A 15,717-nucleotide genomic window follows, 5' to 3' on the forward strand; every position below is an offset into this window, starting at 1 on the left:
CTAATGCATCGTCGCAACAATATCCCACGAAAATCTCTTAATTATCGTACACCATTAGAAGTATTCTTGAGTCATGTCACAGAAGAACAACTTTCACCTTTTTTCTAATTTAAATTGACATTTCAGGAGAAGAAGTTTATATTAAAGTTGATTGGGATAATATAAAAAATGAAAGACTTAAAAAAATATTAAGAACTTATAAGTTAAATGAAAGAATTGAAATAACAGGAAATCGGGTAGTAAGGCAGTTAATTAGACAAATAGAGAATTATATAGTAACATCAACTGATACCAAATTTTCACTTTATCGTATTGAAAAATTAATTGAAAAAGCTATTATATATTCTGTATATGAAGAATTAGTAAGAAGTGTTCTTTTAAACAACAAAAGTGAACTATTTGATTTTTTAAAGAAGAAAATATTAGATTCAGACACAGATATCTTCAAGTCTATAAATAAAGAAATAGATAATTTAAGTAAGGAAGTAAGAAACAATAAGCATATAAATAGGCTTAAGACTTTAATAAAAAAGATAGAATAACTATTTGGGTCTGGCATATATTCACATAGTTGTTTGCCAACTTTGGAAATACTTTCATGGACAAGCAGTCAATATTAATACGCCTAGTCTTAATTACCCTGGATCTCCTATACTGATACTATTATCGGTAAGGAGATTTTTATTTTGCACTATTAATTTTATAAACGCTTATCAAATTCTTCTTAATAGGTTCTTGACTAATTTGACAGGGTTGCTAATAATATAAAAGGTCATTATTTTAAATGGATTATCTTAAAATAATAATTAAGGAGTAGGAAATTGAATAGTGCACAACAAACGTTACATAATAACATCGACTTACACCGCTTAATGGTGCTTTGTCGTAAGCATATAAAGTTATTAGTTATTTGGACAATTCTAGCTGGGATTATTGGCTTTGTCGCCGCGGAATTTGTAGTGACGCCCAAGTATACAGCAACGACTGAAATCCTTGTTAACCAAAAACATGCTGACAATGACAATGGTCAGGCGTACAATAACCAACAAGCTGATATTCAGATGATTAATACATATAAAGACATTATTACTAACCAAGTCATTTTAAACCGTGTTAGTAAGCAGCTTGATATGGCTCAGACTGGCAAAAACTACCATATGACTACTGACCAGTTAAAAAAGGCCATTAGTGTCGAAACGCAGCAAAACTCTCAGGTTTTCTCATTAGCAGTTAAGACTAATGATCCTGCTAAATCCGCATTGGTTGCGAACACAGTAGCTAATGTTTTTAAATCACGGATTAAGGGCATTATGAGTGTTAATAACGTTACCATTGTTTCACGAGCCAGCGTTCCGGATGCTCCATCCTTCCCTAATAAGAAGCTTTTTACATTAGCTGGCGCCGTTCTTGGTTTTATCCTTAGTTTTGTTTACATCTTAATTGGTGAACTTACCGATACTAGTGTTCATGATGATGAATTTATGACTGATGAACTTGGCTTGACTAACCTTGGGCATATTAACCACATTTCAATGAGTAATGATTTTAAGATTAATCAACGTGAAAGTCGTCGCGAAGACCACCGGCGGGTTTAAGGGAGGATTACCATGTCAATTTTTCATAGACAAAAAAACAAAGCTACTAATGACACGCTTGTTAACGGTGCTAAGTTAATCACGGTTGCGCACCCTAAGAGTCCAATTTCAGAACAATTCCGGACTATCCGGACTAACATTAACTTTATGGCCATCGATAAGCCGATTAAGACCCTGGCTATGACTTCTGCTAATGTTAGTGAGGGTAAGTCAACCATTACTGATAATGTTGCCGTTGTCTGGGCTCAAACCGGTCAACGTGTTCTTTTGATTGACGCTGACCTTCGTCGTCCAACCCTTCACGCTACTTTTAATAAGAGTAATCAAGAAGGACTGACTACGATTTTGACAAGCGGTACTAACTCCATTGACCTCCGTCAAATCGTCCAACCAAGTGGGGTTGAGAATCTTGATATTCTAACATCAGGTCCAGTTCCACCCAATCCTGCTGAGTTATTGAACTCTCAACGGATGAAGACCTTGATCGAGAGTGTCAAGTCCGTGTATGATATGGTCATTGTTGATGTCCCACCAATGTTAGAGGTTACGGATACGCAGGTGCTCTCACACTACTTAGATGCTATTGTCTTAGTTGTTAAGGAAGGACAAACACAAAAATTAGCTGTTAAGCGGGCGGTCGAACTACTTAACCTTGCTCATGCTAACCTTTTAGGCTATGTAATGAATGATGTAAACACTGACGGCAATGCTGGATATGGTTACGGCTACGGATATGGTTATGGAACGGGTTCTGCACAATAAGAATTAGATAGGGGGAGATAAAGTTGCAAATGGGAAAGGAGAGAGAATATCAGGTGGACACTAGTTTTTACCTATATAAAAATGTCATTAAGCGCATTCTTGATATTTCTGTCAGTCTCGTTGCTTTAATTGTGCTTTTAATTCCCTTTGTAATTATTTCTTTACTGATCAAGCTTGATTCTAAAGGTCCAGTTTTCTTTAAGCAGGTGCGGATGGGGAAGGATGATGTTCCTTTTGATATCTTAAAGTTTCGTTCTATGTATGAAACTGCTCCTCATCAAATGTCGACGAGTCAGTTAGACAATCTCAGCCAGCATGTTACCACTATTGGTAAATTTTTACGGAAAACAAGTCTTGATGAGTTGCCTCAATTAATTAATGTTATTAAGGGCGATATGAGTATTGTCGGTCCACGGCCGTTAATCCTTTCTGAGAAAAACGTTTTAAACCTACGAACTCGTAATGGTGCTAGTAAAGTATTACCGGGGATTACTGGACTAGCTCAAGTTAATGGTCGTGATGAACTACCAGATGATGAAAAAGCACAGTTCGATAACTACTATGCGGCCAATGTTTCGCTCAGTCTGGACTTTAAAATTATTATGAAGACCTTTATAGATGTTTTAGATGAACGGGGAATCAAGGAATGAGTAAAGAACTGGTCAACAGTAAGCAGAACATTTTAATCATCTCAACCACCGCGTCGATGATTGATCAGTTTAACCTTCATAACATTGCTATCTTGCAACGATTAGGGGCAACGGTTCATGTTGCCACTAATTTTTTAGAACCAGGGACAATTACTAAATCTCTTAGTAACCACCTAGAGCAAAAATTAACTGCTCTTGGCGTTAAGTGTCACCAAGTTGACTTTTGTCGCGGGATTGGGACACATCGGGCAAATAAAAAGGCTTTAAACCAGCTATGTCAGATCATAAGAGATGATCACATCACCGGTATTCATGCCCATTCGCCCCTTGGCGGGATTATCGCTCGCCGGGCCGCTCATAAAATGGGCGTAAAAATCATCTATACTGCCCATGGCCTCCAGTTTTTTAAGGGCAGTCCCCTTAAAAACTGGTTTGTCTTTTTCCCCGTTGAATGGTTTTACGCTCATTGGACTGATGCCCTTATAACGATTAATTCTGACGATTATCAAGTTGCTCGTTATTTACCGGTTAAACGACGCTATTATATTCCTGGTGTCGGGACTGACATTAAACGAGTGCTAGCAATCGATCCGGCTCATCAAGCAGCTTTACGAACTCAAACTCGGAAACGCCTAGGGGTTTTAGATGATGAGTATTTAATTATCTCCATTGGGGAACTTAGTAAGCGGAAGAATCATGCAACTGTCTTGAAGGCAATTAAACAGTTAAATAATCCGAAAATTAAGTATGTAATTGCGGGGATCGGGGCAGAAAAAGAAAAGCTAATTAGTCTCATTAATGAACTTGGCCTTCAGCGACAGGTTCAGTTACTAGGCTATCTTGATAATCTAGATGGTTTGTATTATGCTGCAGATTTAAATGTCTTTGTGTCTACTCGTGAAGGTCTTGGGTTAGGAGGCTTAGATGGGATTGCTCATGGTCTTTATATGATCGGGAATGCCAATACGGGGATGAAAGATTATGTTACTAGCCCTGAGATCGGCTCCCTAGTTACTTCGCCAATGGACGTAAATACGATTGCAGCTGAAATCAAAAAGGCTATGGCTCATCCCCATCGAATAACGAATCTCCAGTCGATTGTAAAGTTTGACCATCAAAATGTTGACCATCAAATGACGGCAATCTATCGTCAAGAGTTCAATTTATAAAGGTGATCGAAATGGCAGAAGTTAACTTTAAAATTGATTTTGTTGTTACTTGGGTGGATGGCTCTGATCCGCAATGGCAAGAAAAAAAACGGCAGTATACTGACTTAACTGGCAGCTTAAATGGTGAAAATCGCTATCGAGATATGGGGATTTTCGAATATTGGTTCAAAAATGTGTTTGAATTTGCTCCCTGGGTTAATCATGTCTTTCTCATTACTGACCAGCAGGTGCCGACTTTTATTCATAAGTATCCACGTGTGAAGGTCATTGATCACCGTGACTTTATTCCGCAATCGTGTTTACCGACGTTTAATTCTAATACGATTGAGCTTAATCTATGGCGGATAAAAGAGCTAGCTGAACATTTTATTTTGTTTAATGACGATGTGTTTATTACTCAGTCACTCGAACCGACGTTTTTCTTTGATCCTACAGGTAAGCCGTGTTTACCGGCAATTTTAAATATTATCCAGCCCAGTGATGAATATAGTTATATTCCCTTTAATAACATGGAACTACTCAACCAGCGTTTTAATAAAAAAGCCTTTATCAAACAGAATTGGCGTAAAATATTTAGTTGGAAATATGGTAAGCGGAATCTTCAGTCTTTGCTTGCTTTGCCATATCCGTCACTTACTGGGTTCTATGAGGGACATACAGCTTTCCCTCATCTTAAGAGTACCTTTGAAACATTAGCAACAAAAGTTTTTCCTATGAGCTTTGACCTTCAAGATCACCGGCGTTTTCGAACACGAAACGATATCTCTCATTGGCTCGTGAAGGACTACAATATTTTGGCGGGCAATTTTGCTGTCCAAACAGACAGGGCGACCCATTTATATCATTTACAACATCAAGAGGATATAGACCAGATCAAGGCAACAATTTCAAACTATAAAATAGCTTGTATCAACGATGATGTAGCAGATAATCAAGAATGGTCAGCTGTTAAGTCTGCCTTAATTAAACTATTTCAAGGAAAGTATGGTGAATTATCGTGAAAAGGACCTTGCGTAAATCTATACGAAATAATTCCTTTTTATACGGTATTATTTGTCTTTATCGATATGCTCGTTATCGTCGTCAGTATGATCGCCTAGATAAGGATCTCAATATTCTTGATATTAGGCAAACTTTAGACTATTTAGCAACTCACGAGGTTTCTCTTGCTCGCTTTGGTGATAGTGAATTAAGGATGCTCTTTAAGAAATACTCAATTGGTTTTCAAGAATATGATCCCCGGTTAGCTACTCGTCTTCATGAAATTGTGGATAGTCCGCGAAATTCAGAAGTCTTGATGGTGGCCTTACCACATCACCTAGTAGGGACTGAAGATGCTAAATTTGATATTAAGACTGCTTGGTGGAGTATGCTTACCCATAACTACTCTTCAATTCGGCAAAACTTGAATCCTAATTTAACCTATCTTGATGCAGAGGTAAGCCGGACATATTCAGAATACCGAGACAGTGCAATTACTGCTAAAGCCTATGCTGTATTTAAGAAAATATGGCAAAATAAAAAAGTCTTGATTGTTGAAGGGGACGAAACGCGTATGGGGATGGGCAATGACCTTTTTGCCAGAGCAGCTGATTTGAAACGGATCCTTGTGCCACGTGAGAATGCCTTTGAGCGCTATGAACAAATTAAACAATTGGTTGAAGAGAAGGATGCAGAATATGACTTTGACTTAGTTATTGCCGCAATCGGTCCCACTGCAACCGTACTTGCTTATGACCTATCACTGCAAACACGGATCCTTGATTTAGGGCATCTAGATATCCAATACGAATACTATCGTCACCATAGTAAAAGGATGACGCAGGTAAAAGGAAAGTACACTAATGAGGTCAATATGACTGACGATGATATTTATAAAAATGACGATGAATATTTATCACAAATTATCGGGAGGGTTGAGTAATGGCATTTAAACGCAATAAATCATTGTGGCTATGGGCGATTTTTCTTTCATTACTAGCTTTGCGAATATATTCGAATGCCCTCGCCAATCTCTCCCCGTATAATATATATACGGCTCTTATAATTAATGGCTTTGTGTACGGAGCGATAGTTATTCCGCTTGTTGTTGGTATTTATTTATTAATTATGCATGGAACCAGATGGCATCTTTTATTAGCCGCCTTCTTAGCAGCTTTATTGGTAGTCTGTCAGTTTAAGATCTTAAAAGCTAACTACATTGTGCTTGCGTTTGCCCTTAGCTTTTATTCACCAGAAGAAATTACGTTAATGTATCGACGCAGTTTAGGCTTAACGTTTGTATTAGCTTATGTTAGTGGGCTGTTTGTTCATAATACTCGCAGTTTTATTGATGGGGTTTATTCATTTGGCTTTTACAATGAAAATCAGACAGGATTTGTGATTACTTTACTTGCAATCTTGATGACAGTTAAGATTACCGAGAAGAGTGTGACACTTAATCTTAATCGTAAAAACGAGGCTTTTCTTCTTCTAGTATTCCTAATTGTTTCCTTCTATTTTAAAGACCGGACAGCTGAGTTAATGATTATCGCCTACGTTCTTTTAATTTGGGGGCGCCGGTTATTTAAATCGCGCCTATTCCAATTTTTTGTAGGAGCTTTTCCATTACTATTAGCGTGGGCTGCTTACTATTGTGGGATGAACTATGGGATTAAACCTTTCCTCTTTATTGTTAATAAGCTCAGTACATCGCGTTTATTGATGTGGAATTATTATTTTATGCACCAGCCACTGACATTGCAGGGTAATCGCATAAACGTTATTAAGGGGTGGGGGCTATTTTATACTCCTGGTCAAGGGATGTTCGATGGTTCATATGCTTACATGCTATTTGTTTATGGATTGATTTTTTCGATTGTTCTCTTTATTGGTTTAGCTCTTGCAAATTTCAAACTTGCTTGGAGCGGTAATTATATGCTAGCAATTATTATGATGGTCATTGAGATCTCAGGATTTACTGAAAATCAAATGGTTTCAGTAATGATTAGTTTTGCGGCTATTTTTGCATTGATCGCATATATGCCAAAATGGATTCATCGTGCAGATAAGGATGTCTTAAATGAACAATAAATCATCAAGATCAAATCTTGCCTTTCGAAATTCAATCGTATCAGGGCTTGTTACCCTTTTAAATTTCCCTATTCAGTTTATTAACCGTTATTTTATGGTTCATTACTTAGGGGCAACTTATTTAGGGTTAACAAGCCTTTTTACTAATATTTTGAGTGTTCTGTCATTAGCTGATTTAGGAATTGGGACAGCAATTGTTTTCCTGATGTATAAGCCGCTAGCTGACCATGATTATGATAAGGTTTCTTTAATCATGCACTACTATCGGAAAATATATCAAGCAATTGCCTTAGTCATTTTTACTCTTGGAATATGTATTTTGCCGTTTTTGCGCTTTTTTATTGGTAAAAGTATTTCTTATCCGCATGTTTATTGGTTGTTTATTATTTATTTGCTGGGTTCAGCGAGTTCATACCTCTTTTCTTATAATCAATCCTTGCTTTATGCCAACCAGCAAAACCGAATTGTGTCATGGATTAACCTTCTAGTGACATATATTATGCTCAGTATTCAGATCTATACTGTGCTCCTTTTTCATAATCCACTGTTATATGCGGCCTTATTTGTCTTTACTGGCTTTGTCACTAACATCTTGGTATCCATTTATGTTCGAGCAAAGTATCCTTTGAAGAAATCAACTGGCAAACTGAGCCGTGCTGACAAGCATTTACTAATCCAGAATGTTATTGGTAACATGTTTATGCGGGTAAGCGGAGTTGTTGTAACTGGAACTGATAATATTTTGTTATCAATCTTTGCTGGTGTTGTTAAAGTTGGCCTTTATGCAAACTATGTCACGATTACAACGGTTATCCAAAAGTTTATGTATCAAATTATTGGTGCTGTAACCGGTAGTATTGGTAATTTTGCGGTTACCAAATCGCATCATGAAAGTGAAAAGCTTTTTAATAATCTGCAGTATATCAACTTTATTATCCTAAACGTTGCTGTTCTTGGGATCCTCTTTTTATCTAATGATGTAGTTTCGCTCTGGCTGGGGCAAAGGTATGTTTTAAGTCAACTAGAGGTGATTTTGATTGCAATTTCTTTCTACGTTATGAATTACCGGGTTCTGGGTTGGAGTTTCATTTCTGTCTATGGGTTAGCCCGTTATATGAAGGCTTTCTCAATTAGTGAGATGATTGCTAATATTGTTTTTAGTTTATTCTATATGGGGGTTCTGAAGCTGCAATTAACGGGGGTACTGCTAGGAACAATCACTTCAACCATTTTGACTGTCATGTGGCAAGATCCCTATATCATTTTTCATCACGCTTTTCATAGTAGTATGAAACCTTACTTCAAACGGTACTTATACAATGTACTGATAATTGTGTTGGAATTAATGATTATTTTTAGATTAAACAAATTTTTACCCACTAGTTTATGGGGACATTTTTTTGCGCTGCTAGGAATAGTAATTTTAATTGGCTTAAGCATCCCATTAATTTTCTATTGTCGAACTACTGAGTTTGAATATGTACTACTTCTATTAAAGAAATTTTTACAAAGGAGATAATTGTTGATGATTCCTAAAAGAATAAATTATGTGTGGCTTGGTGGCCAGCCTCTTCCAGCTCAGATTAAAAAGAATATCTTGACCTGGCAAGAGAAGAATCCAGATTACGAGATTGTTGAATTTAATGAAAAAAATTATGACATTAATAGATATAAGTTTGCCGCCGATGCATATAAATCAAAAAAATGGGCTTTTGCTAGTGACGTGGTTCGATTAGATGTCTTGTATCAATATGGTGGTTTTTATTTTGATACGGATGTCAAATTAATTAAGAGTTTGGATCCGCTATTAACTAACAAGGCAGTATGGGCAATGGAAAATTCGGGAGATATTAATAGTGGGCTTGGCGTTGGGGTTGAACCACATGATGAAAACGTAAAAAAACTGCTTGATATATATAAAGTACTGCAATATACGGATGATCAGCGTCAATGGTACGATTTAATCACTACTAATATCATCAGCGATTATTTTAAGCATCATGGCTTAAAAGAGCGTAACCGTCTTCAAACATTAGCCGACGGAACCACTATTTTTCCATCTGAATACTTTGCGCCTTATCATTGGTGGGGTGGTGGTAAAATTACCCCGAAAACCATTGCAGTTCAACAATACGGTAATAGTTGGGGATCGGATAATGGGTCAATTAGTAAATATCGGATATTTAAGTATAATCTTCAACTGCATTGGCCTAGTTTATTTTTTACTGTAGTTCATTTACATAAAAAGCTGAAAGGAACAGAATGATGACTGCTCCACTTATCACGGTGATAATGCCCGCATATAATTCAGTTCAGTATATAGAAAAGGCCATTAAATCAGTTTTAAACCAAACTTATTCTCAGTTAGAATTATTAATAATTGATGACGGCTCTAATGATGGGACGAGAGAAATTATTAACCAGCAACGACAAATCGATGACCGAATTCACCTAATTTGTTTGGATAACCAAGGAAGCGGGGCTGCCCGTAATGAAGGACTAAGAAGAGCAAATGGAGAATACATTGCTTTCATTGATGCTGATGATTATTATGATCAGAATTTTTTGTTGCAGGGGATGAAACTCGCTGAGCAAGGGTATGATTGTATTGTATATAATTATCAACGATTTAATGGTGACCAAGAAACCCTGTATCGTGTAGAACCAACTCCGCTAAAATCTTATAGTGCAGTATGGAATAAGCTATATCGAAAAGAATGTTGGGACAATTTGTCATTTCCTCAAAATATGAAAATAGAAGATTTTGAGGTTGTTCCAATTGCTGTTGGGAGTGCAAAAAAGATTGGTTTTGTCTCTGATACTTTCTATTATTATCGGATTCACCAAATTTCAATCACTCATCAGACAGATATAAATGAAGCACGAGAAACAGTGAAAGCATGTCAGTTACTTTTTGAAAATATGAAAAAGAAGACTGTCAACTTTCCCAAAGATGATTTAGCTACCTATATTAATAACTTTCTTTACTCACATTTATATACTTGTATCAGTCGATTAGGTACAAGGAATGAAAAGAATATAGCTTTTGAGATCATTGCAACTTATAGCCAGACATTAAATAAGCAGGTATTTAATTCAGCAAAAACACTAGTAGCGTCTAGCAAGTCGAAACAATTGCGAAATGACTTAATGACTACTTTATTTAGCGCTGGTTATTTTAATTTAGGCCTGCTATTAGTAAACTCAATGGCAAAACTATTTGGGAAGAGAGGGGTAAAATGATGCCAATGAAAGTGTCGATCATTGTGCCAATATATAATGTTGAGACCTACCTAGAAAATGCCTTAACTAGCATCCAGCAACAGAGCTATCGCAATCTTAAAGTAATTATGGTTAATGATGGTTCAACCGATCATTCCATTGAGATTGCACAAAGATTCCTCCAAGATTCACGTTTTATGTTGGTATCACAAAAGAATCAAGGCTTGTCGGCAGCGCGTAATACTGGTTTGAAATATGTCGATAGTGAATATGTTTACTTTTTCGATTCTGATGATCAAATTGCACCTAATTTGATTGAGACGGCATTGGCTGTTTTCAATAAAAGTAGTATTGATTTAGTTTCATTTGAAAGTGAATTAGTTAGTTGTCAAAAAGACCCTCTTCCGCTATTTAAACTAACTAATATTGATGTAATTGAAAAAAAAGAACTGCTTATGCGCTTGTTATCGAAGAAAGTGATGATGACAGCTTGGTCCTATATCGCTAGAACTAGAATATTGTTAGATAATAATATTTTGTTTCCGGTAGGTAAAAAATTTGAAGATGAAAATACTGCTGCTAAAATTTTTTCTTCTATTAATAGAGCAGCGATACTAAGAGGCAAAAACGGTCCATATTTTTATCTTCAAGACCGGCAAGGATCAATCATGACGGAAGCACACAATCATGCTAGCTTATCTCAGTTAGATGATCGTCGTTATATTTTTAAAGATGAATATTTATTTTTAAAACAACAAAATAGCTTACCGGTGAATTACCTTAATGATTGGTACTTTAATAAGTTACTTACTACCTATAATATGTATCGTAATTTGCTTATTGATGATAATAATCGTTCTTATTTTAGAACTTATAAAAATGAGATATTGGCCTTTCAGCGCGAAAATCACATTAAACTTACTATGCAAATGCGTAAACGCTTATTAAAAATGAAATATCCATTAATAACTAAACTTCGAAATTACTTATAGTTAGGAAAAGAAAATGTATCGAAAAAGAATAAAGTTAAATCATTTACTAAGAAAATTACATGTTCCGCCGAAGAAACGAGTTGGGTTATTGAAACTTGGAATTCCTCAACAAACAGTGAAATATAATGAGGCATTAGCAAAGTTAAATGCAATCTCACCTTTTCCAACGGGAACATCAGTAGGCACCCATACTTTTAAAGCAGAAAAATTTGACTTAGCAATTATCGTCGTTACTTATAATAATCAGGATTATATCGATAAATGTATCTCTTCACTAGTTGAACAGCAAACAAAATATACTTTTTCAATTATTGTTGTGAATGACGGCTCGACTGATCATACAGCTACCATGCTGGCTAACTGGGCCAAACGCTTCTCAAATATTCAAGTTATAAACTGTCCGCACGGTGGCGTCGCAAGAGCACGTAATATTGGGTTGAACGCTTCTAATGCTCGTTATATATCATTTGTGGATGCTGATGATTATGTGGAAAAAGATTATGTAGAGAGTTTAATGAATCCCGCTAGTAAATATAATGCTGATATTGTTGAGGGAAGCTACCAGACTATTAATAACGCTGAAAGGTTTGTTAATGAAACTGATTTAAAAGCAAATGCATTTCAGGCTCTACATGGTTACCCGTGGGGAAAAGCATATCGAAGAAATTTATTTGAGAATGTAAAATTTCCTGAAGACTTTTGGTTTGAAGATACAATGGGGATATATCGGATTTGGCCGAATGCTCGTAAAATTATTACAACATCTAACATAATTTATAATTATCGAATCAATGAGAAAGGAATTACTCGTTCGGCTTTTTCAAATGTAAAAGCTTTAGACTCGCTTTATATCACAATTTGTTTATTAGAAGATTGCCGTAAAACAAAATCACTATTAAATGATGAATTGTACACTTTTACCCTTCAACAAATGGTAACTAATTATATTAGAATCCATAGTTTTAAAAATGAGGACTTAGTAGCAGCGTTTTCAATAATGGCTAGGCTAATAGATGATTATTTCCCAGCATCGAAGTTTAAATGCTTAGATGATGAAAGTTTAATTATCGAAAAAGCATTGCGCACAAAAGATTATTCTTTATTTATTGCGGTATCACTAACAAAGCAATAAGAGATATTCTTTTTATCATACAAAAATGAATTTTATATAAAAAAGTGATAACAAATTTGATGAAAAAAGTGTTAATATAAGACTGTGTAAAATATTTTTTTATTAGGGGAGTTTTTATTATGTTAAAAGAACATTTTAAAATGTATAAAGATGGGAAAAAATGGGTTTTTGCTGCTGTGGTAACAGCATTAGTTGGTGCAGCCACTTTGTCAGTAAGTGCTTCGGCTGATACAAACACACAGTCAGCACCAGTTCAACCACAAGCTGCACAACCACAAACGGATACTCATGTGGCGCACGTAGGGGTATATGATGAAACAAATCCAGGTACTCCAATTACAAACGTTAATGTTGCTTACCAACCATCAGCACAAAATGGTAACGGTGTAATGAACGTTAGGGATCAAAAGACTGGTGCTGAATCAGTTCAAAACGGTAGTACGTACACAGTTCAAGCTCCAGAAGGATACTACTTGGATGCTAATTACAATAAGATCTTTGATGGACGATATACTCCTTCCTATGAAAATATTAATAATCAATCTATGAATATAAACTTGAATAAGGAGTTAAATAATCAGTATTCAAGCTTCGGTAAAAATAATAACGAATCTTATACTGTGTGGGCTATCCCTAATGGAAAGGAATCCGTGGTAAAAAGTTTTACCAATGTTCCTTCTGACCGAAACCGGGTAATTATCAACTGGTTTGATGCTGACAACAATAGTTTTGTGGGGCATTACCAATTAGATGATTTTAGTAAAGGCGATACTAAGAGTCCATTAAGCAATGGTCAAGATACGGTATATACCATTAATGCTCCCAAAGGTTACCGTTTCGCAACAGAATGGTCTCGTGAATATGGAACTAATAATGCAACAATTATTACGGCTTCTAGTAAAGAAAACCATACTGGAACATTTGATTTTGGACCTATGAGTTACCGCTTCAAACCAAGTGATACAAATCCTGCTACTAAAGCAAATGCACAAGGTTTAGTTATGTATCGACTTTAGCTTCGAGAAGATCCAAGTTGGCAAGGTGCTGCTCAAGACGTTGTAGGTAAGAGTGGTGCAACTACTGAAGCTTACGAAGCTGCACAAAAGAAGGCCGCCGAAGAAGCAGCTCAAAAAGCCAAGGATGAGGCTGCAAAGAAAGCCGCTGAAGAAGCAGCTCAAAAAGCCAAGGATGAGGCTGCAAAGAAGGCCGCCGAAGAAGCAGCTCAAAAAGACCAATCAGAAACTGCAGCAACAGTTTCTCAACAAGAACATCACTCTTCTGATGTGGTAAGTAAGGTTCAATCTGAAAATGTAACCACTACTAATAAGCAAGTAGTAAGTGATGGCAGTGAAGAACAATTAGTAGTAACAAATGCTCCTAAGACTGTTCCAGATCAAAGTGTTCATGATGAACAAACAGCTATTACTAAAAAAATAACTGTTAATAACAGTACAGATGAAGCTGTAAATACTGCAAATGTTACTGTAAACAATAATTTGCAATCAACTGAAACGAATGGCGCTACATTACCACAAACTGGGAATGAATCATCAATAGCTGCTACTGCTCTAGGGGTTATCTTAGCAATGTTTGGATTGGGATTAGCTCGTAATAAGAAGCGCGAATACTAAATCATTTAAAATTACAAGATAAATAAAGGAGACTGGGGAACTAGCCTCCTTATTATTTTAAATTGAAAGGGAGATTTTTAATTGGAAAGCATAAAAAAAAACAAGAATCGCCAAAGTAATATTGAACTATTGAGAATAGTTTTAATATTAATGATCATCGTGCTGCATTATAATAATGGTGCGATGGGAGGAGCATTAGCGAATATTCATAATGGAACATTCTCATATTATTTTGTCCATTTCACAGAATCCTTAAGCTCTGTAGCCGTTAATGTCTTTATTCTTATTACCGGATATTTTTCCTATAATAAGAATAAAATATTCATTTCTAAAATTGCTCGGTTAGTTCTATTAATGATATTTTGGGGATTAAGTTTATCTCTTTTTACTATGTTGGTTCTTAATCCGGCGTTATTTACTGTCCATAATTGTTTGAAAATGGTAAAAATAGCAATAAGCCAATGGTTTGTTATTATTTATAGCATTCTGTATCTTTTGATTCCGTATATAAATACTGTTATAAGGGTAATAAGTAAGAAAAATTATCAAAAATTACTAATAATTGCTATCTTTTTCTTTTATATCTGGCCAACATTTTATACGTCTACTACTTCAAACGATGCCGGATATGGAATAGTTAATTTTGTGTGCTTATACTTAATTGGGGCCTATATTAGGAAGTTTCAAACAGCAAAAATTGCAAAGTGGAAATCATTTTGTGTTTATGTGGTACTGTCAGGAATTACGATGGTTTTTAGTTTATATTTTGAAAATGCATGGAACTATAACTCAATTTTTGTGTTAGGTGGAGCAGTTGCTTTATTTGAATTCTTTACCTCACTAAATATTAAGTACAACCCACTAATTAATACATTAGCTTCATTTACTTTTTCAGTATATTTAATTAATGTAAATGGATTGTTTAATAAGTATTTATGTCAAGTAATTTTTCATAGCAATGAATACTGGCAAAGTCCAATGATTGCCTTTAATGGTATTATTGCAATGATAGGAATATACGTTATAGGCATCTGCTTAGAATTTTTACGCAGTATTCTGCTTGATAAGAAGATATTTAAGCCGTTAATTAAAATAGTTAAGGGTACTATTGAAGTTCAATGATAAAATTTATTTGTAAACGTCGTTTGTAAAATTAAGTTAGAAAAAATAAAAAGCCATTTGTGATAGACTTTTGAATATCCCTAATCAAAAGAAAGGCAATCACAAATGACCTATAAACATCTTACCACACGTGAATTAACTCTCATAGCTGATTTTTGGTATCAAGGTACTAAAGCTTATCGGGCTGCTAAATTACTTCAGCGTAGTCAAGAAACCATCTATCGTGTTTATCGTTTCCTCAACGACGGTAAAACCATCGACCAATATCTTCAGACTTATCAGCGACATAAGCGTCGTTGTGGTCGGAAGCAGACCCAACTGCCAACTATCGAAGTTAACTATATCCATGCGCAAATCAAGGCAGGTTGGA

The 15,717-nt window shown here is 35.6% G+C and carries 15 protein-coding genes and 2 pseudogenes; all 17 read left to right on the forward strand.

Features of this window, described 5'->3' with window-relative positions:
- Nucleotides 1–108, forward strand: a pseudogene (locus CBG10_RS06100) (IS30 family transposase); the annotation flags it as partial.
- 713 nt (nucleotides 109–821) lie between these two features.
- A complete protein-coding gene (locus tag CBG10_RS06105) occupies nucleotides 822–1,595 on the forward strand; it encodes a YveK family protein (protein WP_094512022.1) in 774 nt (257 codons plus the stop codon).
- A 12-nt stretch (nucleotides 1,596–1,607) separates the two neighbouring features.
- Complete coding sequence (locus CBG10_RS06110) at nucleotides 1,608–2,357, forward strand: CpsD/CapB family tyrosine-protein kinase (protein WP_094512023.1); 750 nt, start codon at nucleotides 1,608–1,610, stop codon at nucleotides 2,355–2,357.
- Between the two features lie 29 nt (nucleotides 2,358–2,386).
- Nucleotides 2,387–3,007, forward strand: coding sequence for a sugar transferase (locus tag CBG10_RS06115; protein ID WP_094512037.1), 621 nt, complete (start codon nucleotides 2,387–2,389; stop codon nucleotides 3,005–3,007).
- Nucleotides 3,004–4,176 carry a glycosyltransferase gene (locus tag CBG10_RS06120; RefSeq protein WP_094512025.1) on the forward strand — a complete coding sequence of 391 codons (1,173 nt, stop codon included), beginning with the start codon at nucleotides 3,004–3,006 and terminating at the stop codon, nucleotides 4,174–4,176. The genes CBG10_RS06115 and CBG10_RS06120 overlap by 4 nt, the downstream gene beginning before the upstream one ends.
- An 11-nt stretch (nucleotides 4,177–4,187) precedes the next feature.
- A complete protein-coding gene (locus tag CBG10_RS06125) occupies nucleotides 4,188–5,177 on the forward strand; it encodes a stealth family protein (protein ID WP_094512038.1) in 990 nt (329 codons plus the stop codon).
- Nucleotides 5,178–5,185: 8 nt separating this feature from the next.
- Nucleotides 5,186–6,100, forward strand: coding sequence for a GT-D fold domain-containing glycosyltransferase (locus CBG10_RS06130; protein ID WP_143452361.1), 915 nt, complete (start codon nucleotides 5,186–5,188; stop codon nucleotides 6,098–6,100).
- Nucleotides 6,100–7,248 (forward strand): hypothetical protein, encoded by a 1,149-nt coding sequence (locus tag CBG10_RS06135; protein ID WP_094512026.1) that lies wholly within the window; start codon nucleotides 6,100–6,102, stop codon nucleotides 7,246–7,248. Before CBG10_RS06130 ends, CBG10_RS06135 begins: the two co-directional genes overlap by 1 nt.
- Complete coding sequence (locus CBG10_RS06140; RefSeq protein ID WP_042746063.1) at nucleotides 7,238–8,767, forward strand: lipopolysaccharide biosynthesis protein; 1,530 nt, start codon at nucleotides 7,238–7,240, stop codon at nucleotides 8,765–8,767. Before CBG10_RS06135 ends, CBG10_RS06140 begins: the two co-directional genes overlap by 11 nt.
- 6 nt (nucleotides 8,768–8,773) lie before the next feature.
- The gene (locus CBG10_RS06145; protein WP_094512028.1) at nucleotides 8,774–9,514 is read left to right on the forward strand and encodes a glycosyltransferase family 32 protein; all 741 of its coding nucleotides are present in this window, start codon (nucleotides 8,774–8,776) and stop codon (nucleotides 9,512–9,514) included.
- On the forward strand, nucleotides 9,511–10,491 hold the full coding sequence (locus CBG10_RS06150; RefSeq protein WP_086132546.1) for a glycosyltransferase family 2 protein: 981 nt from the start codon (nucleotides 9,511–9,513) through the stop codon (nucleotides 10,489–10,491). Before CBG10_RS06145 ends, CBG10_RS06150 begins: the two co-directional genes overlap by 4 nt.
- Nucleotides 10,488–11,462 (forward strand): glycosyltransferase family 2 protein, encoded by a 975-nt coding sequence (locus tag CBG10_RS06155; protein WP_094512029.1) that lies wholly within the window; start codon nucleotides 10,488–10,490, stop codon nucleotides 11,460–11,462. Before CBG10_RS06150 ends, CBG10_RS06155 begins: the two co-directional genes overlap by 4 nt.
- A gap of 88 nt (nucleotides 11,463–11,550) precedes the next feature.
- Entirely contained in the window at nucleotides 11,551–12,594 is a 1,044-nt protein-coding gene (locus tag CBG10_RS06160; protein WP_179230716.1) for a glycosyltransferase family 2 protein, read from the forward strand.
- A gap of 119 nt (nucleotides 12,595–12,713) precedes the next feature.
- Nucleotides 12,714–13,610 carry a KxYKxGKxW signal peptide domain-containing protein gene (locus tag CBG10_RS06165; RefSeq protein ID WP_094512032.1) on the forward strand — a complete coding sequence of 299 codons (897 nt, stop codon included), beginning with the start codon at nucleotides 12,714–12,716 and terminating at the stop codon, nucleotides 13,608–13,610.
- A 267-nt stretch (nucleotides 13,611–13,877) separates the two neighbouring features.
- The gene (locus tag CBG10_RS06175; RefSeq protein WP_094512035.1) at nucleotides 13,878–14,225 is read left to right on the forward strand and encodes an LPXTG cell wall anchor domain-containing protein; all 348 of its coding nucleotides are present in this window, start codon (nucleotides 13,878–13,880) and stop codon (nucleotides 14,223–14,225) included.
- 81 nt (nucleotides 14,226–14,306) lie between these two features.
- Nucleotides 14,307–15,347 (forward strand): acyltransferase, encoded by a 1,041-nt coding sequence (locus CBG10_RS06180; protein WP_094509735.1) that lies wholly within the window; start codon nucleotides 14,307–14,309, stop codon nucleotides 15,345–15,347.
- Nucleotides 15,348–15,452: 105 nt separating this feature from the next.
- Nucleotides 15,453–15,717 (forward strand): annotated as a pseudogene (locus CBG10_RS06185) (IS30 family transposase); the annotation flags it as partial.

It is taken from the genome of Limosilactobacillus reuteri (assembly GCF_002254085.1).
Taxonomy (GTDB): Bacteria; Bacillota; Bacilli; order Lactobacillales; family Lactobacillaceae; genus Limosilactobacillus; species Limosilactobacillus reuteri_K.